The organism is Kitasatospora sp. CM 4170, from assembly GCF_032110285.1.
Classification (GTDB): Bacteria; Actinomycetota; Actinomycetes; order Streptomycetales; family Streptomycetaceae; genus Kitasatospora; species Kitasatospora aburaviensis.
The window spans coordinates 5,404,328-5,430,282 of sequence record NZ_CP134877.1 but is presented as its reverse complement, the minus strand read 5'-3'; the positions used below and the strand labels follow the sequence as shown (position 1 = coordinate 5,430,282).

Below are 25,955 nucleotides of genomic sequence, written 5' to 3'. Positions count from 1 at the left end.
GCGGAAGGCTCAGGCCTCGGCGCCGGCCTCGGCCTCGGCGGCCTCCTCCTCGACCGGAGCGGCCTGGGCGGCGATGACCTGCAGCACGACGGCGTCGGCCTCGACGGCCAGGGTCACGCCGGACGGCAGGGTGATGTCCTTGGCGTGGATCGAGGCGCCGGCCTCCAGGCCCTCGACCGAGACGGTGACGGCCTCGGGCAGGTGGGTGGCCTCGGCCTCGATCGGCAGGGCCTGCAGGACGTGCTCCAGCAGGTTGCCGCCGGGGGCCAGCTCGCCCTCGGTGTGGACCGGGATCTCGACGGTGACCTTCTCGCCGCGCTTGACCAGCAGCAGGTCGACGTGCTCGATGGTGCGCTTGATGGCCTCGCGCTGGACGGCCTTCGGCAGCACGTACTCGTCCTTGCCGTCGATCGGCACGACCAGCAGGGCGTTCGGGGTCTTCAGGGCCATCATCAGGTCGTGGCCGGGCAGGTTCAGGTGAACCGGCGCGTGGCCGTGGCCGTAGACGACACCGGGGACGAAACCGGCACGGCGGGCGCGACGGGCGGCACCCTTGCCGAACTCGGAACGGGTCTCAGCGGCAAGGCGGATCTCGGACACGACTGCACTCCTCGGAAGACTGGCGCGGGGGTGCAGACAACGAAAAACCGCCGGGACCACACCCTCAGAACATTCGGGGGTCACTCGGCGGCGTACGACCTCTGCAGATGACCGGGGGCCGGCATCGGCAGCGCGTCGATCACGGAGCGCGCACCCGCGAACAGGCACACGGCATCCCTCGCCGAGCAGTTTCACGAGTCTAACCGCACCCGCCGCCTCCCGCGAAATCGGCGGCGGCCCCGGTCCACCGAGGACCGGGGCCGCCGACGCGGGGCTTCGTCAGTGCACGCCCTCGAACAGGCTGGTGACCGAGCCCTCCTCGAACACCTCGCGGATCGCGGCCGCGATCGACGGGGCGATGGAGAGCGTGGTGATCTTGTCCAGCTGCAGCTGCGCCGGGGTCGGCAGCGTGTTGGTGAACACGAACTCGCTCACCCGCGAGTTCTTCAGGCGGTCCGCCGCCGGGCCGGACAGCACCCCGTGGGTGGCCGCCACCAGGACGTCCGCGGCACCGTTCTCGAACAGCGCGTCGGCCGCGGCGCAGATCGTGCCGGCGGTGTCGATCATGTCGTCGACCAGGACACAGACCCGGCCCCGGACGTCACCGACGACCTCGGCCGACAGGATGGTGTTGGCCTGCGTCATGTCACGACGCTTGTGGATGATCGCCAGCGGGGCGTCCAGACGGTCGCACCACTGGTCGGCCACCTTCACCCGGCCGGCGTCCGGCGAGACGATCGTCAGCTTCGACCGGTCGACCTTCTCGCCCACGTAGTCCGCCAGCAGCGGCAGCGCGAACAGGTGGTCCACCGGGCCGTCGAAGAAGCCCTGGATCTGCGCGGTGTGCAGATCCACCGCCATCAGCCGGTCCGCGCCGGCCTGGCGCAGCAGGTCGGCGACCAGGCGGGCGGAGATCGGCTCGCGGCCCAGGTGCTTCTTGTCCTGACGGGCGTAGCCGTAGAACGGCAGGATCGCGGTGATGCTCCTCGCGGAAGCCCGCTTCAGAGCATCGATCATGATCAGCTGCTCCATGATCCACTGGTTGATGGGAGCCGTGTGGCTCTGCATCACGAAGCAGTCCGCTCCACGCGCCGACTCCAGGAAGCGGACGTAGATCTCACCGTTGGCGAAGTCCAGGGCCTTGGTCGGGACCAACTCGGTCTCCAGCGCCGCAGCCACCTCCCCCGCCAGCTCCGGGTGGGCACGGCCGGAGAAGAGCTTCAGCTTCTTCTCACCCGACGTCGTGATCCCGCTCACTGCACCGTCTCCTCGCGTTGCTGACGCTGAACCCGTCCGCACCGCAGACAGGCACGAGCCCGCTGGCGATAGGGGTCGGGGAATATCCGCACGCCTGGACACGGGCGGTGAGCCCTATGGCGTACGTATGTCCCCAAGGTTACGCGCCCGCGCAGAAACCGTCCGCCCCGGTACCGCCCCTCGGACTCCCGCCCCGCCCGCTCAGGCCTCCCCGACCGCCTCCGCAGCAGCAGCCGCGGCCTGCGCCGATGCCGTCCCCGGACGCTTGCGCTCGACCCAGCCCGGAATGTTGCGCTGCTGCGCCCGGGCGACGCCCAGTGCGCCCGGCGCGACGTCGGAGGTGATCACCGAACCGGCCGCCGTGTAAGCGCCGTCACCGACCGTCACCGGCGCGATGAACATGTTGTCCGAGCCCGTACGGCAGTGGGCCCCGATCACCGTGCGGTGCTTGTTCACACCGTCGTAGTTCACCGTCACCGAGGCCGCACCGACGTTGGTGCCCTCACCGATGGTCGCGTCGCCGATGTAGGAGAGGTGCGGCACCTTGGCGCCCTCACCCAGCTCCGAGTTCTTGATCTCGACGTAGGTGCCGACCTTCGCCTTGCGGGCCAGCTTCGCCCCCGGCCGCAGATACGCGTACGGGCCGGCGGTCGCGAGCTCGCCCACCTCGGCGCGGTCCGCCGTGGTGTTGCTCACACGCGCGCCGGCACCCACCCGGGTGTCCGTGAGGGTGGAGTTCGGGCCGACCTCGCAGCCCTCGCCCAGGTGGGTCAGGCCCTGCAGCTGGGTGTTCGGCAGCACGACCGCGTCCGGCTCGTAGGAGACCTGCACGTCGAACCAGGTCGTGGCCGGGTCCACCACGGTCACACCGGCCCGCATCGCCCGCTCCAGCAGACGGTCGTTGAGCAGCCGCCGGGCCTGCGCCAGCTGCACCCGGTCGTTGATGCCCAGGATGTCCCGGTAGTCCGCCGCCACCACGGCCCCCACCCGGTGGCCGGCCGTCCGCAGGATCTCCAGCGTGTCGGTGAGGTACTCCTCACCCTGCACGTTGTCGGTGGTGACCCGGGCCAGCGCCTCGGCCAGCAGCTTCGCGTCGAAGGCGAAGACCCCGGAGTTGATCTCGGCGATCTCCCGCTGAGCGTCCGAGGCGTCCTTCTCCTCGACGATCGCAGACACCGCGCCGTCCACGCCGTCCCGCAGGATCCGGCCGTAGCCGAACGGGTCCGGCACCACGGCGGTCAGCACGGTCACACCGTTGCCCTGACCGGTGTGCGCCCCCGCCAGCGCGGCCAGCGTCGACCCGGTCAGCAGCGGCGCGTCCCCGGTCGTGACGATCACCGTGCCGTCCAGCTCCACACCGTCGGCGGCCAGCGCCTCCAGCGCGGTGCGCACCGCGTGCCCGGTGCCCTTCTGCTCCTCCTGCACCACGGCGCGGGCGCCCGGGTAGTGCGCCGCCAGGTGCGCCTCCACCTTCTCCCGCATGTGGCCGACCACCACGACCAGCTGCTCCGGCGTCAGTTCCTCGGCCGCCGCCACCGCGTGCCCCACCAGGGAACGCCCGCACACCTCGTGCAGCACCTTGGGCAGGCTGTTCGACTTCATCCTGGTCCCGCCACCGGCGGCAAGCACGACAACGGCAGCAGGGGAATTGGCACTCACGGGGGGAGGCTCCTCAGTCGGTTCACAGGGAGGGAAAGCAGCCCGGCCGGGACACAGGCCGGTCGCCTTCGCACAGTCCGCCGAGCGCCACAGACAATACCGGCGGCAGGTTGATACACCAGAAAGACCGGCTCCGCCGCTAGGACTCGAACCCAGACCTGGAGTCTCCAAAGGACTCTGTGCTGCCATTACACCACGGCGGATTGTTGCTCAGACCCTACCCGAGTGGGGCCTGCGCTGGGTATCTACTATGCCAATCCACCATCCCTCGATCCGGCGGTACAACTCGGCACTGCTCAGCACGCTGACAACCAGGCACCCGCGGTAGCGCTCGTCGACGTTCTTCCGCACCGTCTTGGGGTTGTGCCGCTTGAGCGTCGCACGCTGGAAGCGTTCGACCGGCACGCCTGCGACCTCCGACCAGAAGTGCTCGGCCCCGGACACGTCCGCTGATTCATGAATGGACACCCTGAGCCGCCAGCGCTCCTCCGACACTCCCAGCATCCGGAGCCAGGCGAGATAGACCAGCACGACCCCCGGATCGCTGTTGATGAAGGTTGCCTTCTCCCGCCGGTCGTACGGCTTGTCCTTGCAGCCTTCCGCCCAGTACAGCGCGACGCCGATGAGGAACAGACGATCGTCGCTCATCGGGCCGATCTCGGCAGCAGCGGCTGCCTTCGTGGCCCGGCGTTCCTCCTCCCGCTGGCGCCGCAGTGGACCCCAGCGCGCCTCGGAGGCCTTCCGCATCCGCTCCTGGCTGGGCCTCGGCGCCGGCAGGTCCCGCACCCACAGGGATATCGAGCTCTTCGACACCCCCAGCTCCGCCTGGATCTCGTCGTATGTCCGACCCTGGGCCCGGAGGCGGCGGGCGGCTTCGCGCTGCTCGGTCTTGGCTCGCATGCGGCGATTCTGTGTGCGGGTCGTCCCGACACGGGGCACATCCGCCCTTCATCCATCCGGTCGGGTGAATTCACTCAAGCGCCGGGCGGCGGCGTATTCCCCTGGTGGCCGGGCAGAACCTACGATGCCGTAGGTTACGCTCACGTAACCTCTCTCCCCCTCCCTCAAGGGACGCTCATGACCATCCAGGCCGGCGAGGCGCGCGCCGACACCGCGCTCCCCATCGATCCCGCCCCGACCCTGCTCTCCGCCACCCGCGGTGGGGAGAAGCAGGGGATCGCCGAGCGGATCACGCTCGCGCTCTTCATCGCCGTACCGTTCGTCGCCCTGCTCGCCGCCGTGCCGGTGGCCTGGGGGTGGGGGCTGGGCTGGACGGACCTCGCGATCGCCACCGGCATGTACTTCCTCACCTGCCACGGCATCACGATCGGCTACCACCGCTACTTCACCCACGGCGCCTTCAAGGCCAAGCGCCCGCTGCGGCTGGCGCTCGCGGTGGCCGGCTCCCTCGCCATCGAGGGCCCGCTGGTGCGCTGGGTGGCCGACCACCGCAAGCACCACCGGTTCAGCGACAAGGACGGCGACCCGCACTCGCCCTGGCGCTACGGCGAGACCGTCCCGGCGCTGCTCAAGGGCCTCTGGTGGGCGCACATGGGCTGGCTCTTCGACGAGGAGCAGACCCCGCAGCTCAAGTACGCGCCGGACCTGGTGCGCGACCCGGCCATAAGGATGATCTCCCGGCTGTTCTGGCTCTGGACGCTGATCTCGATGCTGGTGCCGCCGCTGGTGGGCGGGCTGGTGACGATGTCCTGGCAGGGTGCGCTGTCGGCGTTCTTCTGGGGCTCGCTGGTCCGGGTGGCGCTGCTGCACCACGTCACCTGGTCGATCAACTCGATCTGCCACGCGGTGGGCGCGCGCCCGTTCCGTTCCCGGGACCGCTCGGGCAACGTCTGGTGGCTGGCCGTGCTCTCCTGCGGCGAGTCCTGGCACAACCTGCACCACGCCGACCCGACCTCGGCCCGGCACGGTGTGCTGCGCGGGCAGATCGACTCCTCGGCCCGGCTGATCCGCTGGTTCGAGCTGGCCGGCTGGGCCAGGGACGTCCGCTGGCCGGACGCGCAGCGGATCGCCGCCCGCCGCGCCGCATGAGGGCGCGCCTGCAGCATGATGTAGGGGTGAACGGGAGCAGCGCAGAGAGCACAGGCGGCCACGAGAGCACGCGGACGGACGCCGCGCCCGGTGCGGCGCCGGACCGTCCGCGTGCCGGCACGGCGGCCGGCGAGGCTGCGTCGGGGGGCCGCCGGCGGGGCAGCCGGGTGCGGATGACCGGCAAGCAGCGTCGGGAGCAGCTGCTGGAGATCGGTCGGACGGTGTTCGCGGAGCGTGGCTACGACGGCACGTCGGTGGAGGAGATCGCCGAGCGGGCCGGGGTGTCGAAGCCGGTGGTGTACGAGCACTTCGGGGGCAAGGAGGGGCTGTACGCGGTGGTGGTGGACCGCGAGATGCAGCTGTTGCTGGACATGGTGACGGGGGCGTTGACCGGGGGGCATTCGCGGGAGCTGCTGGAGCAGGCGGCGTTCGCGCTGATGGATTACATCGACACGTCGACGGACGGTTTCCGGATCCTGGTGCGGGATTCCCCGGTGGCGCAGTCGACGGGCACCTTCGCGTCGCTGATCAGTGACATCGCGACGCAGGTGGAGGACATCCTGGGGCTGGAGTTCAAGGCGCGGGGGTTCGACGCGCGGCTGGCGCCGATGTACTCGCAGATGCTGGTGGGGATGGTGGCGCTGACCGGTCAGTGGTGGCTGGAGGTGCGCAAGCCGGAGAAGGCCGAGGTGGCCGCCCATCTGGTGAACCTGGCCTGGCACGGCCTGGAGGGGATGGAGCGGCACCCCAAGCTGGTGGGCGATCGGAAGTCGTAGCGCCTTCGGGGCCGCGGGCCTCAGCCCTGTTTGACGCCTACCGCGAAGATGCGTCGGAACGGGAAGACGGTGCCGTGTGGTCCGGCCGGGTAGGCCTCGCGGAGCAGGGCGCCGTACTGGTCGAGGAAGGCGTTCCGGTCGGCGGGGTCGGTGAGCCGGGTGAGGACGGGGCGCAGGGCGGTGCCCTTGACCCACTCCAGCACCGGGTCGGGGCCGGTGAGCAGGGTGCTGTAGGTGGTTTCCCAGACGTCGGGGGTGCAGCCGGTGTCGGCGAGTGCCCGGAGGTAGTCGGCCGGGTCGTGGACTCCGGCGCGGACGGTGTCGCCGAGGGTGTCGCGCCAGCGGGGGCTGCGGCGGAGTTCGGCGAGGGTGGTGTGGCTGGGTGAGTCGAAGTTGCCGGGGACCTGGAAGGCGATCACGCCGCCGGGCTTGAGCGCGGCTGCCCAGCGGGGCAGCAGGCCGAGGTGTCCGTCGATCCACTGCAGGGTGGCGTTGGAGGCGATCAGGTCGGGTTCGGCGTCGGCGGGGTCGTGGTCGGTCGCGTCGGCGAGCAGGTAGTCGGCGGTGGGTTCGCCGGTGGAGCGGGCGGTGGCGAGCATCTCGGCGGAGTTGTCGATGCCGGTGATGCGGGCCTGTGGCCAGCGTTCGCGCAGGACGGCGGTGGAGTTGCCGGGGCCGCAGCCGATGTCGAGGACGGTGGGTGCGGGTTCACGGGGGAGGGCGGGGACGCGGGCGAGCAGGTCGTGCAGCGGGCGGGTGCGTTCGTCGGCGAAGCGCAGGTACTGGTGGGGGTCCCAGGCGGGGGTGTTCATGGTCCACCTCGCATGTATCTCGACATCAAGATATCCGGCCGCAGCTTCCACGTTACATTTCTCGATGTCAAGAGACTTCACATCGACACAACCCCCGATACACTGATCGCCATGGAGGACGAGGTCGACCGCCTGGTCGCAGCATGGCGCCGAGAGCGCCCCGACCTCGACGTGGAACCGCTTGAGGTGCTCAGCCGGGTCAGCCGACTCGCCCGGCACCTCGACCGTGCCCGCCGGACGGCCTTCGCCGAGCACGGTCTGGAGCCCTGGGAGTTCGACGTGCTGACGGCGCTGCGCCGGGCCGGCACCCCGTACCAGCTCTCCCCCGGCCAGCTGCTCACCCAGACGCTGGTCACCTCCGGCACGATGACCAACCGGATCGACCGCCTCACCGGCAAGGGCCTGGTCAAGCGCCTGCCCGACCCGGACGACCGGCGCGGCGTGCTGGTCCGGCTGACCGACGACGGCCGTGACCGGGCGGACCAGGCACTCGCCGGTCTGCTCGCGCACGAGCGCGAGCTGCTCGCCCAGCTCACCGCCGTCCAGCAGGGCGAGCTCGCCGGGCTGCTCCGGCTGCTGGTCGCCCCCTTCGACAACATCCCGGGCTGATCCACCGCGCCCGGGGCGCGGACGTCGGCGCCCCGGACGGGACGGCGCCGGCCCGCGCACGGGCGGCGCCGGCGACCGGGCACGGGCCTCGCCCGCCCCGACCGCTGGGCCCCGCGGGGCTCAGAACCCGTCCGGGTACGGGGTGCTGAGCGCGGGCACCGGGGCCGGCTCGGCCTCCGCCGTCCGGTAGCCGGGCAGCAGCGCGGCCAGCCGCCGCCGCACCTCCTCGTCGCTGTTGCCCGCCGCCGCCGCGTACAGGCCGGTCAGCCCGCCGGCGAGGTCCTCCGGGCCGGCGGCGGACTCCGCCACCGTGGCGTAGATCCGGGCGTGCGCGGTGGGCAGCCGCTCCTCCCCCTCGGAGAACAGCGCCTCGTTCAGCTTCTCGCCCGCCCGCAGGCCGGTGTAGCGGATCTCCACCTCGTCCCGGCCGAGCTGCACCTGCTCGGCGAAGTTGTGCACCAGGTCGACGATCCGCACCGGCTCGCCCATGTCCAGCACGAACACCTCGCCGCCGTGCGCCATCCGGCCGGACTCCAGCACCAGGCCGACGGCCTCCTCGATGGTCATGAAGAACCGGGTGACGTCGGGGTGCGTGATCGTCACCGGGCCGCCGCTGCGCAGCTGTTCGGCCAGGACGGAGAGCAGCGAGCCGCGCGAGCCCAGCACGTTGCCGAAGCGGACCGCGGAGAAGACCCCGGTGCCGAGGTTGCGGGCGTCCCGGGCGTTGGCCTGCACGATCAGTTCGGCCAGGCGCTTGCTGGCGCCCAGGACGGAGGTCGGGTCGGCGGCCTTGTCGGTGGAGATCAGCACGAACCGCTCGACACCGGTGGCCAGCGCGGCCTCGACCAGGTGGTCGGTGCCCAGCACGTTGGACTTGACCGCCTCGCTGGGGTGGCGTTCCAGCAGCGGCAGGTGCTTGTGGGCGGCGGCGTGGAACACCACGTCCGGCTTGAGGTCGCGGAAGATCTGCTGGATCCGCGGGCGGTCCCGGATGTCGGCGATCACCAGCGAGTCGTCGGTGAGCAGCGCCTCGCCCCAGATCTCCAGCTGGAGCCGGTGCAGGTTGGACTCGTCGTGGTCCAGCATGTAGAGCGCGCTCGGGTTGAACGCGTGGACCTGGCGGCAGAGTTCGCTGCCGATGGAGCCCCCGGCGCCGGTCACCAGGACCCGCCGGCCCTCGATGACGTCGCGGACGTCGGCGGAGACCACGTGCACCTCGTGCCGGCCGATCAGCCGGTTGACGTCCAGGCTGCGCATGTCCGAGCCGACCACCTCGCGGCGGAGCGCGGCGAGGAAGGACGGCAGGTAGCGGACGGCGGCGCCGGCGGCGGCGGCGGCGGTGGCGAGTGCGCGGACCCGCTGCGGGGCGAGGCCGGGGATGGCCAGCGCGACCACCTGGGCGCGGTGGCGGACGGCGAGCCCGGTGAGCTCCGCGAGCGTGCCGAGGACGGGGACGGCGTCGACGGACTGCCCGGCCTTGGCCGGGTCGTCGTCCAGCAGGCCGATCGGGGCGAGGCCGAACTCGGGCGCCCGGCCGAGGTCGCGGACCAGCGCGGTGCCGGCCGCGCCGGCGCCGACCACCAGGGTGCGCAGGCCCGTCGGCGGTGCGCTCCGGGCCGGGCCGGGGCCGCCGGCGCGCGGGCCGGCCTCGGCTGTTCGGTTCTCCCCGGCTGTGTGCGGGCGTGCGGAAGTGCTGTGCGACGACATCTGTCCTCCGGATTTCCCTGACCTGACGGACCTGACGGACCTGAGCCGTACCTGGGTGTTACGGGCGGATCAGCCGGCGCCGGGAGCTGTGGTCGAGGCGACGGACGGCGGGGCTGTGGGCGCGGCCGGCTCGGACGGGCTGACGCCCGCCCGGCGCGCGACCGCGACGGCGGCGAGGGTGGAGTGCACCCCGAGCTTGCCGAGGACGTTCTGCATGTGGGTGCGCACGGTGTGCGGGGAGAGGTAGAGGCGCTCGGCGACGGCCTGCCGGCCGAGGCCGGCGACCATGCAGCGCAGGATCTCCTTCTCCCGCGGGGTGAGCGTGTCGACCAGGCGCTCGCTCTCGGTGCGGTCCCGCCGGGCGGTGGTGAGTTCCCGGATCACGCCGGTGAGCAGGGCGGGCGGCAGGTGCGTCTCGTCGCGCAGTACGCCGCGGATCACCGCCAGCAGGCGGGCGAGTGAACTCTCCTTGGCCACCCAGCCGGTGGCTCCGGCGTGCAGGGCGCGGGCGGCGCGGTGCGGGTCGTCGGCGGTGGCCAGGACGATCGCGCGCAGGGCCGGGTGGCCTCGGCGGACCCGGGCGAGCAGGGTGATGCCGTCGGGTGCCGGGGTGGCGGCGGAGTGGGCCGCGGGCTGGTGCGGGGTGGCCGCGGGGTGCGTCGCGGGAGGCAGGTGTGCCTGCGGGGCGTGCGCGGACGCCGGGTGCGCGGGTGGGACGTGGGCCGGCGGGATGGCCGGGCGCCGGGGTGCGGGTACGGCTGCCGACGGGCGCCGGCGGGCGGGTTCGGGCGGGTCGGCGCCGGGCCGGCGGGGTTTCCGGGCGCCTGCGGCCGCGGTGTCGGCGCCGAGGTCGGCGTCGATCAGCACCACGTCGTAGCCGCGGCCCTCGACGGCGGCGCGCTCCAGCGCCCGCTCGGCGGCCGCCGCGCTGCCGGCCGCGCCGACCTCCACGTCGGGTTCGGCGGCGAGTGCCGCCGCCAGCGCCTCGGCGAAGATGCGGTGGTCGTCGACCACCAGGACGCGGATCCGCCCCATCGTCACTCCCCCCTGCCCGGACCGGGCCGGTGCCCGGGGGCGACCACCCGGCTGCACCGCCGTGACCTGGGCACTCGTCCGCCGTCCGCCTCCCGGTGCCGCGAAGGCCGACGGCACCGACCCCCACCGGTACCGGAATCAGCGTACGGGGTGGGGGGCGGCTCGGTGGGGGTTTGGTGAAGTTTCGTCAGGAGGTGCGCACTTGGCGTGACTTGGGACCCCTGCGGGGCAGCAGCAGGGCCGGCAGGAGGGCCAGGGCGAGCAGCGCGACGGCCCACCCGTAGGTGTCCCGGAAGGCGGCGGCGAGGCCGGGGGCGAGCGCGGCGCGGGCGGCGGCGTCCAGGCCGTGCAGGGCGGCCAGGCCTCCCCCGTCCGGCAGGTGGCCGGCCAGGGCGCCGGTGAGCAGCACGGACATCAGCGCGGTGCCGGTCGAGCCGGCGACCTGCTGGACGATGGTGACCAGCGTGGTCGCGGCCGGGACGTCGGCGGGGGCGACTCCGCGGGTGGCCGCGGCGATGGTCGGCATGATGGTCATCCCGACGCCGGTCCCCATCAGCACCAGGGCGGCGATCAGCTGCCAGTACGGCGTACCGGCGGCGACCTGGACGGTGAAGGCCAGGAAGCCGGTGGTGGCGACCGCCGCGCCGGTCAGGACGATCCGGCCGGCGGCGATCCGGTCGGTCAGCCGGCCGGCGATCTGCATGGTGATCCCGGTGGCCAGCGCCTGCGGGATGCCGAGCAGGCCGACGTCGGTGGCGCTCTGGCCGCGCACGAGCTGGTAGTAGAGCGGGAGCAGCAGCATCGACCCGAAGTAGCCGCAGGCGAAGAGCGCGAGGGTGGCGGCGGGGCCGGCGAAGGCGCGCCGGCGCAGCAGGCGCAGGTCGATCAGCGGGTCGCGGGCGGTCAGCGCCCGGACGGCGAACGCGGCCACCAGGGCGGCGCCGGCGAGGGTCGGCAGCAGGGCGTCCGGGGCACCGAGGCCGCCGCGCTCGGCGCCGGCGGCGAGGCCGTAGATCAGGGCGGCCAGGCCCGGGGAGAGCATCAGCAGGCCGGGCAGGTCCAGCCGGCGGCGGGTGCCGTCGCCGGTGTCGCGGGGCAGCAGCCGGAGGGCGAGGGCCAGGGCGAGCAGGCCGATCGGCAGGTTGACCAGGAACACCCAGCGCCAGGTGGCCTCGTCGACGAGCCAGCCGCCGAGCACCGGGCCGGCGAGCGGGCCGATCAGGACGGGGATGCCGAGCACGCTCATGGTGCGGCCGGTGCGGGCCGGGTCGGAGGCGCGGACCAGGACGGTCATCCCGACCGGCATCACCATGCCGCCGCCGAGGCCCTGGAGGACCCGGAAGGCGATCAGCGAGGGGGCGTCCCAGGCGGTGCCGGCGAGGCCGGAGCCGAGCACGAACAGGGCGAGCGCGGTGAGGTAGAGGCGGCGGGTGCCGAACCGGCCGATCGCCCAGGCGGTGACCGGGGTGACGGTGGCGAGGGCGAGGGTGTAGCCGGTGGTGACCCACTGGATGGTGGCCAGCGGGGCGGCGAAGTCCTCGGCGAGGCGGTTGAGGGCGACGTTGACGATCGTGGTGTCGAGGACGGTCATCAGCGAGCCGAGGACCACGACGGCGGCGACGGCCGCGGTGCGCGGGGCGGGTGCGGCGGCCGCCCGGCCGGCGGCGGGTGCGGGTGAGGTGGTGGCGGGTGCGGCGGTGGTGCTCATCGGTCCCCCCTGGTGGTGGGCCGGGGCGGCGTGCGGCGGCGCGGCCCCGGCGGTCGGGTGCGGCTCAGGCGCCGTACGGGTGGGCGGTGCGGGCGTCCCGGAGGGCCCGCGCCCACCAGGTGAGCTGGTCGAGCATGCCCTTGGCCGCGCCGGTGGGAACGGCGGGGTCGACCGGCTCGCCGTCGTCGCCGAAGACGGCCCAGGCGCTGTGGAAGCTGACGGTGTCCCGGACGGTGACGGCGTGCAGCTCGGCGAAGACCAGCCGGAGCTGCTCGACGGCGCGCAGGCCGCCGCCGATGCCGCCGTAGGAGACGAAGCCGACCGGCTTGGCCGCCCACTCGGCCTTGTGCCAGTCGATGGCGTTCTTCAGGACGGCGGGGAAGCTGTGGTTGTACTCGGGCGTGACCACCACGAAGGCGTCGGCGGCGGCCAGCCGGAGCGAGAGTGCGGCCAGCACCTCGGCCTGCTCGGGGGTGGGCCCGTTGCCGAGGTCCGGCAGCGGGTGCTCGGCGAGGTCGACCACGTCGAGGTCGAGGTCGCTCCGGTCGGCGGCGGTGCGCAGGAACCAGTCGGAGACGTTCGGCGCGAAGCGGCCCCGGCGGTTGCTGCCGATGATGACGGCGACGCGGTAAGGGGTCTCGGGCACAGCAGCCTCCGGATCGAGTGTTCGTCACTGCCGCCCGATCTGGCGGCGCATCAGGTACAGTACAACGTGCATGGCAATAAGTACAACGGTGACTGCAAAGTTCTAGGAGGCCGGTCCGTGACCAGTGAGCACGAGAGCACCACCAAGCCCCGCCGCGGACTGGCCGAGAAGCGGCAGGCCATCACCGGGGCGGCCCGGACGGTCTTCGGCCGGGACGGCTACTCCCGCGCCAGCATCGACGCCATCGCCTCCGAGGCCGGGGTCTCCACCCGCACCATCTACAACCACTTCGCCGGGAAGGAGCTGCTCTTCCGGACCGTCGTCCTGGAGAGCGCGGCCCAGGTCAGCGACGCCCACCTGGACGTCGTGGAGCGCAACCTGGCCAAGGTCACCGACCTGGAGGCGGACCTCACCGCGCTCGCCCTGGCCTGGGTGGAGGTGCTCGGCCGGTTCGCCGACCACTTCGCGCTGGTCCGGCAGATCAACGCCGACGCCGGCCACCTGCCGAAGGAGCTGCTGGACGCCTGGCAGGAGACCGGGCCGCGCCGGGCGCTGCGGGAACTGGCCGCCGGCTTCGGCGAACTGGCCGACCGCGGGCTGCTGGTGGCGCCCGATCCGGTGCGGGCCGCCGAGCACTTCGTGCAGCTCACCGGCAGCGCCGTCACCCAGCGCACGTACTGGGGCGCGCACCCGATCGACCCGGCGACGGCCGAGGAGATCATCACCAGCGGCGTGCAGGCCTTCCTGCGCGCCTACGCCGCACCGGCGGCGCGGTAGCACGGGCACGCGGCGGCGGGGCGGAACGGGGCGCGCGGCGCCGACGCGCAACGGGGCGGGGCAGCCCGCCGGGCCCGCGGAAACGCCGAAGCGCCGCCCCGGCGGTCGGGGCGGCGCTTCGGGATGCCCCCTCGGGGGCACGTCCTAGCGGCCGTTCTTCTCCAGGGTGAACTTCCACGCGTCGGCGACGATGTCGTCCAGGTTCGGACGGCGCGGGGTCCAGCCCAGGGCCTCGCGGGCGCGGTCGGCGGAGGCGACCAGCACGGCCGGGTCGCCCGCGCGGCGGCCGGCGACCTGCACCGGGATCTCCCGGCCGGTGACGCGCTTGACCGACTCGATCACCTCGCGCACCGAGAAGCCGCTGCCGTTGCCCAGGTTGCAGATCAGGTGCTCGCCCGGCTTGGCCGCGTCCAGCGCCAGCAGGTGGGCGTCGGCCAGGTCCGCGACGTGGATGTAGTCGCGGATGCAGGTGCCGTCCGGGGTCGGGTAGTCGTCGCCGTACACCGCGATGTGCGGGCGCTGCCCGAGGGCGGCCTGGAAGACCAGCGGGATCAGGTGCGACTCGGGGTCGTGCCGCTCGCCGTAGGCGCCGTACGCGCCCGCCACGTTGAAGTAGCGCAGCGAGACGGCGGCCAGGCCGTGGGCGACGGCCTCGCTGGTGATCAGGTGGTCGACGGCCAGCTTGGTGGCGCCGTAGGTGTTGGTCGGCGCGGTACGGGCGGTCTCGGCGATCGGCACGACCTCCGGCTCGCCGTAGGTGGCGGCGGTGGAGGAGAAGACCAGCTTGCGCACACCGGCCGCGCGCATCGCGCTGATCAGCTCCAGCGAGCCGGCCACGTTGTTGCGCCAGTACTTCTCCGGGTCCACCACCGACTCGCCGACCTGCGAGGAGGCGGCGAAGTGCAGCACGCCGTCGAAGGAGCCGTCCAGGACCTTGCCGGCCTCCTGGATCCGGCCCTCGACGAACTCGGCGCCGGCCGGCACGCCCTCGCGGAAGCCGGTGGAGAGGTCGTCCAGGACGGTCACCTGGTGCCCCGCCTCCAGCAGGTGGGCGGCGACCACACTGCCGACATAGCCGGCGCCACCCGTGACCAGGTACTTACTCATGATGAGACCTCCAGCGGGCGATGCCCGCCGGGTCGGCGGACATCGGTGACGTACGTAGGACTGGGGCCTATTGTCCCTGGCCGCCGGGGGTGCTCCGGACCGCCCGGGGAGCCGCCCGGGGAACCGCCCGGCGAACCCGCCGGCGAGCGGTCCGGCCGGGCCGCGGCGCCCGCGCGCCCCCGCCCGCGGCCGGCGCTCGGCGGCCCGTGCTCCACGGCCGGCGCGCGGCGGCCGGCGCTCCGCGGCCGGTCCTCAGTCGCGGGCCACCCGGTCCAGCAGTCCGGTCCGGGCGGCCACCGCCGCCGCCTCCAGCCGGGTGCGCGCCCCGAGCTTCATCAGCACCCGCTGGACGTGCGTCCGGGCCGTACTGGCCGCGATCCGCATCCCGGCCGCGATCGCCGCGGTGTCCTCGCCCTCCGCGATCCGGGCCAGCACCTCGACCTCACGGCGGGTCAGCAGCCGCAGCAGGCGGACGGCCTCGTCGTCCGACTCGGGTGCCGGGCTCAGCAGTTGGTCGAACGCGCCGCGCAGCACCTCCGCCGCGACCGCCGCCTCGCCCGCCCGCGCCCTCGCGATGGCCCGCTCGACCACCTCGATCCGCTCGTCGCTGGGGACGTATCCCGCCGCCCCCGCCGCGAACGCGCCCGCCACGCCGCGCAGTTCACCGACCGGTCCGAGCACGATGACGGCCACCTCGGGGCGCTCCCGCCGGATCCGGCGCACCCCGTCGAACGCCCCCGGATCCGCCGGCGCCGCGACCCCGAGCAGGCACACCTCCGGACGGCGCCCGGCCACCAGGTCGGCGGCGGCGCCGGCCGGCGAGCCGACCGCGAGCACCCGGTGGCCGCGCAGCTGGAGCGCGGCGGCCAGGGCCTCGGCGAGCAGCCGGTGGTCGTCGACCACCACGAGTCGAACGCCCATGACACCCTCCCGGTCGGGGTCCGGCCCGCACCCGTACCCGGTGGGGCAGGCGGCCGGTGACGCACCATCACAGCGCATTCCGTGCCCGACCCGCTAGGCCGCCTCCGGAGCGGCGCACTGAGCGGAACACGAAAAAGACCCTCGCCGTTGGGCGAGGGTCTTTCACTTGAGCCCCCATGCGGAATCGAACCGCAGACCTTCTCCTTACCATGGAGACGCTCTACCGACTGAGCTATAGGGGCTTGTTCCCTGGTGTTCTCGCTCGCTCACTCGCTCGCTCGAACAAGGAAGACATTACACGGCCGACGACCGGGAAGGGAAATCGGCCCGGAGGTCGCCGACGACGGCCGGCCCGCCGCCGCTCAGTCGCCCGGGTGCCTCCACCCGCGCCGACGGCGGCACCGACACCGCGCACAAGGCCGACATCGCCACCGCCGAGCACCTCGGCGAGCGGGCCACCCGGCACACCGCCGTCCTGCTCGCCGGCCGCGCCGCCCTGGCCGCCTGACGCCACCCGCTCGCGCGCTACGCCGCCGGATCGGCCCCCAGCACGGGCGTCCGGCGGTGTCCGGCGTCCGCGGCCCCCGCCTGCGCGAGGTCCGCGCCGCTGGTCTCCGGCAGCAGCCGCAGGCAGGCCAGCGCCACCACGCCCAGCACCACCAGGTACCAGCCGACCGGCACCGCCGTCCCGTACGCCTCGGTGAGCCGGGTCGCGACCAGCGGGGTGGTCGCACCGCCGACCACCCCGCCCAGGTTGTACGTCAGCGCGGCACCCGTGTACCGCACCCGGGTCGGGAACAACTCCGGCAGGTAGGCCGCCACCGGTCCGAGCAGGCACCCGAGCACCACCAGGGCGCCCGCCAGGGCCAGGAACATCAGCGGCCGGCGCACCGTCTCCAGCAGCGGGAACAGCACCGGCGACCAGAGCACCGCCAGCACCGTGGCCCCCTGCAGCGTCCGCCGCCGGCCCCAGCCGTCACTGCGCCGCGCGCTCACCCAGACCGTCGCGCCCTTCCCCACCGCGCCCAGCAGCAGCATCGACAGCACCACCGTGCTCGACACCCCCAGCCCGGTCGTCGCGTAGGCCAGCGCATAGGTGGTGGTCACGTAGAACAGCGCGTAGCCCACGGTGATCGCGCCGCAGCCGACCAGCACCGTCCGCCAGTGCCCGCGCAGCACCTCCAGCACCGGTACGGCGCCCGCCCGCCCCGACTCGTCCTCCCCGGCCCCGACCTCGGCCCCGGACCGGGCCTGGGCCTTGGCGGCCTGGAAGAGCGGCGTCTCCTCCAGCCGCAGCCGGACGAAGAGCCCCACCGCCACCAGCCCCAGCGAGGCCAGGAACGGCACCCGCCAGCCCCAGGCGTGGAACGCCCCCTCGTCCAGGGTCAGCCGCAGCACCAGGAACACCCCGTTGGCGAGCACGAAACCGGTGGTCGGCCCGAGCTGCAGGTACGCCCCGTAGCGGCCGCGCCGCGCAGCCGGCGCGTTCTCCGCGATCAGCAGCGCCGCGCCGCCCCACTCCCCGCCCAGGCCGACACCCTGGCAGACCCTCAGCACCACCAGCAGGACGGGCGACCACCACCCCCACGCCCCGTACCCCGGCAGCAGCCCGACCGCCGCCGTCGACAGCCCCATCAGCAGCAGCGACACCACCAGCGTCGCCTTCCGCCCCAGCCGGTCCCCGAAGTGCCCGAACACCACCGCGCCGACCGGCCGCGCCAGGAACGCCACCGCGTACACCGAGAACGCCGCCAACAGCGCACCGACCGTGCCCAGTTCGGGGAAGAACACCGGCCCGAAGACGAGCGCTGCCGCCGTTCCGTACAGAAAGAAGTCGTAGAACTCGATCGCCGTGCCGATCAGGGCCGCCGCCGCGGCCCTCCGCAACTGCGCCGCCCGCCGGGCGTCCTGCGTATCCATACCGACACCCTGGCGACCGGCTCACCCCCCGCGACAGCGCCCACCCGGGTGAAGCCCGCGCACATCCACGCCCGCCCGCCCTGGCTGTGCGCTCCCCGCGCCACGGTGCTCACACCCGGAAACGCGACTGCCCGGCCGCGGGATCGACTCCCGACGGCCGGGCAGGTGGAGCCTTCCCCCGACCTACCGCGCGTAGGGGTTGTCGCTCGGCGGGGACGGCGGACCGTACGCGGGCGGCGGGGACGTCGCCGGCCCGCCCTGCTGCGGCGGGTACCCGACCGGGGCCGGGGGCACCGGCGGCGCGGCCGGACCGGGCTGGGCCGCGGCCGGGGCGGCCGGGGCGGCCGCCGACGCCGTGCCGCGCCGGCGCAGTACGAGGAACACCACGACCGCGACCAGCACCAGCCCGCCGGCCACCGCCGCCACGACCGGCACCACGCTGTCGGAGTCGGACGCCGCGTCGGCCTTGGGCTGCGCCGCGGGCGTGCCCACCGGGGTGCCGTCGCCACCCGGCGCCGGGCTCCCGGCGGCCGAGGGCGCGGTCGACTGCGGCGAGGCCGACGGCGAGGACGCCGTGGCCGGCGCGGAGGCGGCCGGGGGCTCGGCCGCCTTCTCCTGGATCGGGTAGACGTCCGCCGGCCCGGGGTCGCCCGGAGTCGTCAGGGCGATCCGGGGGCGGACGGTGCCGTAGCCGACGGCATCGGTGCGGGCCGACCCGTCGACCGGCTTCCCGGCCGTGTTCATGAGCACCCGCAGGACCTGGTTGGCGGTCCAGTCCTTGTGCACCGACCAGACCAGCGCCGCCGACGCGGAGGTGATCGCCGTGGCGTCCGAGGTGCCGTGGCTCTTGCAGTAGCCGGACCCGCCCGGACAGGCGTCGATCATGTCGGCTCCCGGCGCCACGAGGTCGACCTGGGGCCCCCGCTCCGACTCGGCGGTGGTCGTACTGTTCTGGTCGACCGCGCCGACGCCGACGACGTACGGAAGCGCCCCGGGGTACTCGACCTGGTTTCCGGACTGTCCGGAGTTGCCCACGCTGGCGACCACCAGCGCGCCCTTCGACCTCGCCTGGGCAATGGCGTTGTTCGCCTTGGCCACATCGTCGGAGGACGCGTAGGTCGCGTCCATGCCCTGCGAGATGCTGATGACCTTGGCGCCCTGGTCAGTGGCATAGGTGACGGCCTGGCTGATCTGGTCGAAGAACTCGGCCGAGCTGACCGCGTTCCCCTTGGCCCCTGTCTTGATCTTCAGCGGGAGGATCTTGGCACCGGGAGCGAGGCCGTACGCGCCGTTGCCGTCCCTGCCCTTGCCGGATCCGGCGATGAGGCTGGCCATCGCGGTGCCGTGCTCGTTGACTGGCTCACCGACACCACCGGGCAGGCCGCTGAAGTCCTTGCCCGGCAGGAACTGACCCACCAGATCCGGGTGGTCTAGCTGGAAGCCGCCGTCGACCACCGCGACCGTGACGCCCTGGCCCTTGGTGGTCTTCCACATCTCCGGCGCGTGCATCGCGTCCAGGTGCCACTGCTGCGCGCGGATCGAGTCCGCCGCAGCCGCCGGCGCCACGGCCGGCCCCGCGACCACACCGGCGGCCAAGAGTGCCGCAGCGAACCCGCGACCGCGCCTCCCCATGTCAGTTCGCCGCATCAACGCTCCTCGTCAGTCTCCCCGTCGGCCGGGGGCCGCAGCCCCCGGACAGGCCTGCCCGGCCACCGGGATGAGCCCAGTGGCCGGGCAGTCGTCACTACCTACTCAATCACGTCCGGGTTGCTCCGCGGCGTACCGCTGGTCCAGGTCTCCTCGTCCTCGTGCAGGTAGTCGGCCCGCTTGCGGCGGTCACGCTCGTTCTTGCCAGGCCCACCGGACGTGCCGGGGGCGCCCATCATCCCGTTCTGGCCGGAGCGCGCCCCGCCCTCGGCGCCCGCACCGCCCGCACCCGCGGCCGAGCGGTTCCGCAGACCCGTGCCACCGGGGGTGAACTCGCCACCCGCCTTGGGACCGGTGCGTCCGCCGACCGTGCCGCCGCCGAAGGAGGTCAGCCCGCGACCGCGCGCGCTGCCGCCGGAGGCACCACCGCCGTGGCCGCCGGCACCGCCCGGGTGCATGCCGCCGCCCATGCCGCCGCCACCCGCCGTGCTCCGGCCGCCCTGGCCGGCCTGGGCCTCGCGCTGGCCGAAGACCGGCCCGCCACCACCCGGGGTTCCCGGTGTGCCGTTCTTCGACGGCAGGTTGCCGCCGCCGAAGGTGCTCGTCCGACCCGTCGACGTGCCCTTGAGCGGGACGGAGCCGCCGCTGGGGCCGAACGGGAGCGGCCCGGTGCCCGGGAAGGCCGGACCGCCGCCGGGGCCGTTCGGGTAGCCCGGCTGCTGCCCGCCGGGGTAGCCCGGCGGCAGGCTGCCCGGGACGCCCGGGCCGATCGGACCGGTCTGGTTGGGCAGGGTCGTGAGGGGCGGCAGGCTGTTGAGATCGGTGCCGGGCCGGTCCGGAATGACCGGCACCGGGGCCGGCCCGGGCGACGGGGTGGGCGGCAGCGGGGTCGGCCCGTTGTGCGGCGGGATCGGGTCGATCCGTCCCGGCTGGTTCGGGCCGTCGGGGCCCGGGGTGTGCGGACGGGGCGTCACCGAGCCGCCGCCATCGTGGTTTCCGGGCGGGCTGTAGCTGCCGCCACCACCACCGCCCCCACCGCGCGGGGTGCGGACCGTGCCGCCGGAGCCCGTGCCACCACCGCCACCGCTGTCGCCGATGTGCTGGATGTCGTTGCGCTGGGTCTCCCCCGGCGGCTTCAGCTCCGCCGGCGTCTCCAGCGCGTTCAGCTTCGTCGCCACGGCGTCGTAGGCCTGCCCGAGCTTCACCATCTGGTTGATGGCTTCCTGGTGCTCCAGCTCGACCTTCTTCTGCGCCGCCGCCGCCTCGGATGCCGTCACCCAGTTGGGATTGGCCTGCTTCATGACCGAGTCGACGGTGGAGCCGACCCCGTACTTGGCCTCGAAGTCGGAGGGCAGGTACGGGACCGACTGGTTCTTGTGCTTGCTGACGGTGGCGATCTCCGTCTTGGGCAGCTCGGGCACCGCGGTCTTCGCGGTGCTCAGCGCCTCACCGGCCTGGTGGATCGCGTCGCCGACGCCGATCGAGTACTCGGCCAGCGCCGCACCCGACTTGTGGAAGTTCCCGGCCCACGCCTTGAAGGCCTCGGCCGACGGCCCCTCCCAGTTGATCTGGTCGACGTGGGACTTGAGGGCCGCGCTGAGCTCCTTCAGTACCTCGCCGGCCGACTTCAGCTGGCTGCCCCGGCTCAGCACCTTGCTCGGGTCGGTGCTGGCGACCATGGCCCTGAGCTGTTCGTGGTTCTTGGCCTCGAAGTTCGTCCCGCCTGCCATCACATGCTCCCCGTGTCAGTCGAAGTGTCGCGTCGTGCCACCGTCACAGCCCACCGGCCTGCGTGCCCGCGCCGCCGCTCGGCGACCCGCCGAAGCCGCTGTTCTTCGCCACGGCCTGATGGGCGGCGGTCGTGTGCTCCTCGTTGCCCGCGTAGTTCGCCGCCGCCTTCGAGACCGCCGCCTGCATGGCCTCGATCTGCTTGACGAAGGTCTGGTGCATGCTCACCAGCTCGTTGTGGGTCCGCTGGTAGGCCGACGACACATCGGTGGACTGGGAGAAGTCCTTGCCGAAGTTGTCCCCGTGCAGCCGCTGCTCCTGCAGCTTCGCCTGCGCGGCGTCCGAGCCCTCCATCGAGTCGAGCAGCGCCTTGACCTTCTTCGTGAAGGCGGTCAGCGTGTCCAGCTCGACCTGGACGTTCTTGCCGCCGAACGCGGACACCAGCGCGGCCGCGCTGGTGTTGGTCTCCGCGGAACGGACCATCTTGTCGGCAACACCGAACACGGCGCCGAACCAGCCACCGTGGTTGCCGTGTCCGAGCGAGAACGGCTTGTCGTCCAGGGGCGGCGTCGCCGCGCCGTTCGTCGTGCTCGTACCGTCGCCTGCAGGCGCGTCTGCCACCGCGATCCACCTCTCCCCCGTGCGCGGGCGGCTTCCAAGCCCCCGCGCCCCGCAACACACCGTCAACTTCTCGGTCCTACAGTCCTACCGGTGCACCGCCCCACCCGAGGGGACGACAGGCACCGCTGTCATCGTAGCCACCGCCTCCGTCGGACCGGCAGGGCCCATGGCACGACTGAGCGCGATCGGTACGAACTTGACACGTACAACTCGCGTCCTGCGCCCAAAACCCGTACGTCGCCCGGGCCGTACCGCCCCACCCCCCGCTCGCCTCCACCCCGCCCCCGGGTACGCGCCGAAGCCGTGCGCCCGGGCCCGAGGCCCGCCGCACGGCTCGGCTCGGCTCGGCGCCGAAACGGACTCAGACCTGCTCGGCCAGCTCCAGCCAGCTCATCTCCAGCTCCTCCTTCTCGTCCCGGACGGTGCGCAGCTGCGCGTCCAGCTCCGCGACCTTGGAGAAGTCGGCGGCGTGCTCGGCCAGTTGGGTGTGCAGCTTGGACTCCTTCTCGTCCAGCTTGGCGATCTGGCGCTCCAGCTTCTGCATCTCCTTCTTCGCCGCGCGCACGTCGCCGGCCGACAGCGCGGGCGCCCCGGCCTCCGCGGCCGGTGCCGGAGCGGAGGCGGACGCGGCGGCGGACGCGGTCGCCGCCATCCGGGCGCGCCGCTCCAGGTACTCGTCGATGCCGTTCGGCAGCATCCGCATCCGCTTGTCGCCGAGCAGCGCGTGCACCACGTCCGTGGTCCGCTCGATGAAGAAGCGGTCGTGGCTGATCACGATCATCGAGCCGGGCCAGCCGTCGAGCAGGTCCTCCAGCTGGTTGAGCGTCTCGATGTCGAGGTCGTTGGTGGGCTCGTCCAGGAACAGGACGTTGGGCTCGTCCATCAGCAGCCGGAGCAGCTGGAGCCGGCGGCGCTCACCGCCCGACAGGTCGCCGACCGGGGTCCACTGCTTGTCCTTGCCGAAGCCGAACTGCTCGCAGAGCTGGCCCGCGCTCATCTCCCGGCCCTTGCCGAGGTCGACCCGCGAGCGCACCTGCTCGACCGCCTGCAGCACGCGGGTGGCCGGCTCCAGCTCGGCGACCTCCTGCGAGAGGTACGCCAGCCGCACCGTCTTGCCGACCTTGATGACGCCGGAGGCGGGCTGCACGTCGCCCTCGGAGGCGTAGGCGTCGCGCAGGGCGCGCAGCAGCGAGGTCTTGCCGGCGCCGTTGACGCCGAGCAGGCCGATCCGGTCGCCGGGGCCGAGCTGCCAGGTCAGGTTCTCCAGCAGCAGCTTGGGGCCGGCCGTGACGGTCACGTTCTCCAGGTCGAAGACGGTCCGTCCGAGCCGGGCGTTGGCGAACTTCATCAGCTCGCTCTTGTCCCGCGGGTCCGGCACGTCGGCGATCAGGGCGTTGGCCGCCTCGATCCGGTAGCGCGGCTTGGAGGTCCGGGCGGGGGCGCCGCGGCGCAGCCAGGCGAGCTCCTTGCGGGCGAGGTTCTGGCGCTTCTGCTCCTCGACGGCCTCGATCCGGGAGCGCTCGGCACGGGCGAAGACGTAGTCGGAGTAGCCGCCCTCGTACTCGTGCACCGTGCCGTGCTGGACGTCCCACATCCGGGTGCAGACCTGGTCGAGGAACCAGCGGTCGTGGGTGACGCAGACGAGGCCGGAGCGGCGGCCCTGCAGGTGCTTGGCGAGCCAGGCGATGCCCTCGACGTCGAGGTGGTTGGTGGGCTCGTCCAGGACGATCAGGTCGGGCGAGCCGAGCAGCAGCTTGGCGAGGGCGATCCGGCGGCGCTCGCCACCGGAGAGCGGGCCGATGACGGTGTCCAGGCCGTCGGCGAAGCCGGGCAGGTCGAGGCCGCCGAAGAGGCCCTCGATGATGTCGCGGATCCGGGCGTCGCCGAGCCACTCGTGGTCGGCGCGGTCGGCGATGACCTCGTGCCGGATGGTGGCCTTCGGGTCGAGCGAGTCGTGCTGGGTGAGGACGGCCAGCTGCAGGCCGCCGGACCAGGTGATCCGGCCGCTGTCCGGCTCCTCCAGCTTGGCGAGCATCCGGATCAGGGTGGTCTTGCCGTCGCCGTTGCGTCCGACGACGCCGATCCGGTCCCCCTCACTGACGCCGAGGCTGACCCCGTCGAGGAGGGCCCGGGTGCCGTAGACCTTCGTGACGGACTCGATGGTGGCGAGGTTGACGGCCACGTGTGCTGCGCTCCTGGTTCGACGGGCTCGGGGCTCGGAGGGAGCCGCGATCCTCCCCAGCCTAGTCGGCCGCCCGGGGGCCGGTCGGCCGTCCCCGGCCGGGCAGCATCCCGCCCCGGCCGCGTCCCGACCACGCGTCGGCGCCACCTCGGCCCCGCCCCGGCCCCGCGTCGGGCCCTCCTCGGCCCCGCGTCGGCGCCACCTCGGCCCTGAGCCGCCCTCGACCCCGCGTCAGCCTCGGCCCGGCTCTCCCGGGGGCGGCGGGTCAGCCGCGCGCCGACACCGCCGCGCCGGGCACCGGCCCGTACGTGGCGTGCGCCGCCCGGCAGGTGCCGGACGCCCGCAGCGCCGCGGCGACCGCCGCGGCCGCGTCGGCGTCCTTGGCCAGGAAGGCGCAGGTCGGTCCCGAGCCGGAGACCAGGGCGCCGAGCGCACCGGCCTCGGTGCCCGCCCGCAGGGTGTCGGCGAGCGCGGGCCGCAGCGAGAGGGCGGCCGGCTGGAGGTCGTTGGCGAGCGCGCCGGCCAGGGCGACGACGTCGCCGTCGGCGAGGGCCGCGAGCAGCGCCGGGTCGGCGTCGGGGGTGGCGACGTCGGTGTCGCCGAAGCCGGTGCCGGCCTCGTCGCGGAGGCGGTCGCACTCGCGGAAGACGGCCGGGGTGGAGAGCCCGCCGTCGGCGACGGCGAAGACCCAGTGGAAGGTCCCGCCGACCGGCAGGGCCTCCAGGATCTCGCCCCGGCCGCGGCCCAGGGCGACGCCGCCGACCAGCGCGAACGGCACGTCGGAGCCGAGCTCGGCGGCCAGCTCCAGCAGGGTGTCGAGCGGGGTGCCGAGCCCCCACAGCGCGTCGCAGGCCACCAGGGCCGCCGCGCCGTCGGCGCTGCCGCCGGCCATGCCGCCGGCGACCGGGATGGCCTTGGCGATGTGCAGGTGGACGCCCGGGTCGGCGATGCCGTGGTGGGCGGCGAGCAGCCGGGCGGCGCGGGCGGCGAGGTTGCTGTCGTCGAGCGGGACGACGGCGGCGTCCGGCCCCGAGCAGCTCAGGGTGACCCCGGTGCCGGCGGTCGCGGTGACCTCGTCGCCGAGGGCGACCGCGAAGAACACGTTGGCCAGGTCGTGGAAGCCGTCGGCGCGCAGGCCGCCGACGCCCAGCTGGACGTTGACCTTGGCGGGGACGCGGACGGTGACGCTCACTCGGAGTCCTTCGCTGGCTTGTGCTCGGCGATGGCGGCGAACTGCTCGACGGTCAGCATCTCGCCGCGCAGCTTGTGGTCGATGCCGGCGGCGGCGAGCGCCTGCTCGGCCCCGGCCGGGGAGCCGGCCCAGCCGGCCAGGGCGGCCCGCAGGGTCTTGCGGCGCTGGGCGAACGCGGCGTCCACGACCGCGAACACCTCCTCGCGGGTGGCGGTGGTCTTCGGCGGCTCCCGGCGGATCAGCGAGACCAGGCCGGAGTCGACGTTCGGGGCGGGCCAGAAGACGTTGCGGCCGATCGCGCCGGCCCGCTTCACGTCCGCGTACCAGTTGGCCTTGACCGACGGGACGCCGTACACCTTGTTGCCGGGCTTGGCGGCGAGCCGGTCGGCGACCTCGCTCTGCACCATCACCAGGGTGCGCTCGATGCTGGGGAAGGTCGCCAGCATGTGCAGCAGCACCGGGACGGCCACGTTGTAGGGGAGGTTGGCGACCAGCGCGGTCGGCGCCGGCCCGGGCAGCTCGGTGACCTCCATGGCGTCGCTGAACACCAGGTCGAAGGCGTCCGCCTTCTCCGGCATCCGGGCGGCGACGGTGTCCGGCAGGTGGCGGGCCAGCACCGGGTCGATCTCGACGGCCGTGACGTGCTCGGCGACCTCCAGCAGCGCCAGGGTGAGCGAGCCGAGCCCCGGCCCGACCTCCACCACGGCGTCCTCGCCGGTCACCCCGCCCGCGCGGACGATCCGCCGCACGGTGTTGCCGTCGATGACGAAGTTCTGCCCGCGCTGCTTGGTCGGCTTCACGCCGAACGCGTCCGCCAGTGCCCGGATGTCCGCGCTGCCCAGCAAGGGGGTCCCCCCGGCCGGAGGCTGGGGGCGGCTGTCAGGGGTGGGATCGGTGGTGCTCACGCGCCAAGGATACGGGCGCGGCGGTCCCTCGCCGTTCGACGGCCGCCGCGCGGCCGGTCTCCGCCGGACCGTTCCCGCCCGGCCCGGGGGAACGTCC

Annotated in this window: 22 protein-coding genes and 2 tRNA genes; 4 read left to right on the top strand and 20 right to left on the bottom strand. The window is 73.6% G+C overall.

The window, feature by feature from the left end:
- Positions 1-9: 9 nt before the first annotated feature.
- The 5 genes from RMN57_RS23270 to RMN57_RS23250 form a co-directional block, all read right to left on the bottom strand.
- On the bottom strand, positions 10-600 hold the full coding sequence (locus tag RMN57_RS23270) for a 50S ribosomal protein L25/general stress protein Ctc (protein WP_313765269.1): 591 nt from the start codon (positions 598-600) through the stop codon (positions 10-12).
- 279 nt (positions 601-879) lie between these two features.
- Positions 880-1,857 carry a ribose-phosphate diphosphokinase gene (locus RMN57_RS23265; RefSeq protein ID WP_313765268.1) on the bottom strand — a complete coding sequence of 326 codons (978 nt, stop codon included), beginning with the start codon at positions 1,855-1,857 and terminating at the stop codon, positions 880-882.
- A 201-nt stretch (positions 1,858-2,058) separates the two neighbouring features.
- Positions 2,059-3,516 (bottom strand): bifunctional UDP-N-acetylglucosamine diphosphorylase/glucosamine-1-phosphate N-acetyltransferase GlmU, encoded by a 1,458-nt coding sequence (gene glmU, locus RMN57_RS23260; RefSeq protein WP_313765267.1) that lies wholly within the window; start codon positions 3,514-3,516, stop codon positions 2,059-2,061.
- Positions 3,517-3,647: 131 nt separating this feature from the next.
- Positions 3,648-3,719: transfer RNA gene (locus tag RMN57_RS23255), tRNA-Gln, on the bottom strand.
- A gap of 7 nt (positions 3,720-3,726) precedes the next feature.
- Complete coding sequence (locus RMN57_RS23250) at positions 3,727-4,416, bottom strand: helix-turn-helix domain-containing protein (protein WP_313765266.1); 690 nt, start codon at positions 4,414-4,416, stop codon at positions 3,727-3,729.
- A gap of 177 nt (positions 4,417-4,593) precedes the next feature.
- Here RMN57_RS23250 and RMN57_RS23245 point away from each other — a divergent pair, with 177 nt between their 5' ends.
- Positions 4,594-5,565, top strand: coding sequence for a fatty acid desaturase (locus tag RMN57_RS23245; RefSeq protein WP_313765265.1), 972 nt, complete (start codon positions 4,594-4,596; stop codon positions 5,563-5,565).
- Positions 5,566-5,738: 173 nt separating this feature from the next.
- The gene (locus tag RMN57_RS23240) at positions 5,739-6,341 is read left to right on the top strand and encodes a TetR/AcrR family transcriptional regulator (RefSeq protein WP_313765264.1); all 603 of its coding nucleotides are present in this window, start codon (positions 5,739-5,741) and stop codon (positions 6,339-6,341) included.
- Between the two features lie 20 nt (positions 6,342-6,361).
- Here the strand turns inward: RMN57_RS23240 and RMN57_RS23235 are convergent, their stop codons facing one another.
- The gene (locus RMN57_RS23235; protein ID WP_313765263.1) at positions 6,362-7,153 is read right to left on the bottom strand and encodes a methyltransferase domain-containing protein; all 792 of its coding nucleotides are present in this window, start codon (positions 7,151-7,153) and stop codon (positions 6,362-6,364) included.
- 111 nt (positions 7,154-7,264) lie between these two features.
- Here RMN57_RS23235 and RMN57_RS23230 point away from each other — a divergent pair, with 111 nt between their 5' ends.
- On the top strand, positions 7,265-7,762 hold the full coding sequence (locus RMN57_RS23230) for a MarR family transcriptional regulator (protein ID WP_313765262.1): 498 nt from the start codon (positions 7,265-7,267) through the stop codon (positions 7,760-7,762).
- A gap of 120 nt (positions 7,763-7,882) precedes the next feature.
- On the opposite strand, the gene RMN57_RS23225 is transcribed toward RMN57_RS23230, so the two are convergent.
- From RMN57_RS23225 to RMN57_RS23210, 4 genes are all read right to left on the bottom strand, one after another.
- Positions 7,883-9,469 carry a nucleoside-diphosphate sugar epimerase/dehydratase gene (locus RMN57_RS23225; protein ID WP_313765261.1) on the bottom strand — a complete coding sequence of 529 codons (1,587 nt, stop codon included), beginning with the start codon at positions 9,467-9,469 and terminating at the stop codon, positions 7,883-7,885.
- Positions 9,470-9,538: 69 nt separating this feature from the next.
- The gene (locus RMN57_RS23220) at positions 9,539-10,504 is read right to left on the bottom strand and encodes a LuxR C-terminal-related transcriptional regulator (RefSeq protein ID WP_313765260.1); all 966 of its coding nucleotides are present in this window, start codon (positions 10,502-10,504) and stop codon (positions 9,539-9,541) included.
- Positions 10,505-10,691: 187 nt separating this feature from the next.
- Positions 10,692-12,212: a DHA2 family efflux MFS transporter permease subunit gene (locus RMN57_RS23215; RefSeq protein WP_313765259.1), complete on the bottom strand. Its 1,521-nt coding sequence runs from the start codon at positions 12,210-12,212 to the stop codon at positions 10,692-10,694.
- A 64-nt stretch (positions 12,213-12,276) separates the two neighbouring features.
- A complete protein-coding gene (locus RMN57_RS23210; protein ID WP_313765258.1) occupies positions 12,277-12,858 on the bottom strand; it encodes an NAD(P)H-dependent oxidoreductase in 582 nt (193 codons plus the stop codon).
- A 117-nt stretch (positions 12,859-12,975) separates the two neighbouring features.
- On the opposite strand from RMN57_RS23210, the gene RMN57_RS23205 reads away from it, so the two are divergent.
- Complete coding sequence (locus RMN57_RS23205; RefSeq protein ID WP_313765257.1) at positions 12,976-13,635, top strand: TetR/AcrR family transcriptional regulator; 660 nt, start codon at positions 12,976-12,978, stop codon at positions 13,633-13,635.
- Positions 13,636-13,779: 144 nt separating this feature from the next.
- Here the strand turns inward: RMN57_RS23205 and galE are convergent, their stop codons facing one another.
- The 10 genes from galE to rsmA all read right to left on the bottom strand — a co-directional run bounded on the left by galE (position 13,780) and on the right by rsmA (position 25,858).
- Positions 13,780-14,742 carry a UDP-glucose 4-epimerase GalE gene (galE, locus tag RMN57_RS23200; protein WP_313765256.1) on the bottom strand — a complete coding sequence of 321 codons (963 nt, stop codon included), beginning with the start codon at positions 14,740-14,742 and terminating at the stop codon, positions 13,780-13,782.
- 252 nt (positions 14,743-14,994) lie between these two features.
- Complete coding sequence (locus RMN57_RS23195; RefSeq protein WP_313765255.1) at positions 14,995-15,663, bottom strand: LuxR C-terminal-related transcriptional regulator; 669 nt, start codon at positions 15,661-15,663, stop codon at positions 14,995-14,997.
- Positions 15,664-15,832: 169 nt separating this feature from the next.
- A tRNA-Thr gene (locus tag RMN57_RS23190) sits at positions 15,833-15,905 on the bottom strand.
- A gap of 283 nt (positions 15,906-16,188) precedes the next feature.
- A complete protein-coding gene (locus RMN57_RS23185) occupies positions 16,189-17,583 on the bottom strand; it encodes an MFS transporter (protein ID WP_313765254.1) in 1,395 nt (464 codons plus the stop codon).
- Positions 17,584-17,766: 183 nt separating this feature from the next.
- On the bottom strand, positions 17,767-19,149 hold the full coding sequence (mycP, locus tag RMN57_RS23180) for a type VII secretion-associated serine protease mycosin (protein ID WP_313765253.1): 1,383 nt from the start codon (positions 19,147-19,149) through the stop codon (positions 17,767-17,769).
- A gap of 182 nt (positions 19,150-19,331) precedes the next feature.
- Entirely contained in the window at positions 19,332-20,960 is a 1,629-nt protein-coding gene (locus RMN57_RS23175) for a WXG100 family type VII secretion target (RefSeq protein ID WP_313765252.1), read from the bottom strand.
- Between the two features lie 43 nt (positions 20,961-21,003).
- Positions 21,004-21,579 (bottom strand): hypothetical protein, encoded by a 576-nt coding sequence (locus RMN57_RS23170; protein WP_313765251.1) that lies wholly within the window; start codon positions 21,577-21,579, stop codon positions 21,004-21,006.
- Between the two features lie 361 nt (positions 21,580-21,940).
- Positions 21,941-23,761 carry an ABC-F family ATP-binding cassette domain-containing protein gene (locus RMN57_RS23165; RefSeq protein WP_313765250.1) on the bottom strand — a complete coding sequence of 607 codons (1,821 nt, stop codon included), beginning with the start codon at positions 23,759-23,761 and terminating at the stop codon, positions 21,941-21,943.
- Positions 23,762-24,026: 265 nt separating this feature from the next.
- A complete protein-coding gene (locus RMN57_RS23160; RefSeq protein ID WP_313765249.1) occupies positions 24,027-24,953 on the bottom strand; it encodes a 4-(cytidine 5'-diphospho)-2-C-methyl-D-erythritol kinase in 927 nt (308 codons plus the stop codon).
- Entirely contained in the window at positions 24,950-25,858 is a 909-nt protein-coding gene (rsmA, locus tag RMN57_RS23155) for a 16S rRNA (adenine(1518)-N(6)/adenine(1519)-N(6))-dimethyltransferase RsmA (protein ID WP_313765248.1), read from the bottom strand. The genes RMN57_RS23160 and rsmA overlap by 4 nt, the downstream gene beginning before the upstream one ends.
- Between the last annotated feature and the right edge of the window lie 97 nt (positions 25,859-25,955).

Bases quoted from the DNA above. Each gene is read 5' to 3' on its own strand.
- galE (WP_313765256.1), bottom strand. From the start codon at position 14,742: ATGAGTAAGTACCTGGTCACGGGTGGCGCCGGCTATGTCGGCAGTGTG.
- RMN57_RS23245 (WP_313765265.1), top strand. From the start codon at position 4,594: ATGACCATCCAGGCCGGCGAGGCGCGCGCCGACACCGCGCTCCCCATC.
- RMN57_RS23230 (WP_313765262.1), top strand. From the start codon at position 7,265: ATGGAGGACGAGGTCGACCGCCTGGTCGCAGCATGGCGCCGAGAGCGC.
- RMN57_RS23225 (WP_313765261.1), bottom strand. From the start codon at position 9,469: ATGTCGTCGCACAGCACTTCCGCACGCCCGCACACAGCCGGGGAGAAC.
- RMN57_RS23235 (WP_313765263.1), bottom strand. From the start codon at position 7,153: ATGAACACCCCCGCCTGGGACCCCCACCAGTACCTGCGCTTCGCCGAC.
- RMN57_RS23185 (WP_313765254.1), bottom strand. From the start codon at position 17,583: ATGGATACGCAGGACGCCCGGCGGGCGGCGCAGTTGCGGAGGGCCGCG.
- RMN57_RS23195 (WP_313765255.1), bottom strand. From the start codon at position 15,663: ATGGGCGTTCGACTCGTGGTGGTCGACGACCACCGGCTGCTCGCCGAG.
- RMN57_RS23220 (WP_313765260.1), bottom strand. From the start codon at position 10,504: ATGGGGCGGATCCGCGTCCTGGTGGTCGACGACCACCGCATCTTCGCC.
- RMN57_RS23215 (WP_313765259.1), bottom strand. From the start codon at position 12,212: ATGAGCACCACCGCCGCACCCGCCACCACCTCACCCGCACCCGCCGCC.
- RMN57_RS23175 (WP_313765252.1), bottom strand. From the start codon at position 20,960: ATGGCAGGCGGGACGAACTTCGAGGCCAAGAACCACGAACAGCTCAGG.
- RMN57_RS23240 (WP_313765264.1), top strand. From the start codon at position 5,739: ATGACCGGCAAGCAGCGTCGGGAGCAGCTGCTGGAGATCGGTCGGACG.
- RMN57_RS23250 (WP_313765266.1), bottom strand. From the start codon at position 4,416: ATGCGAGCCAAGACCGAGCAGCGCGAAGCCGCCCGCCGCCTCCGGGCC.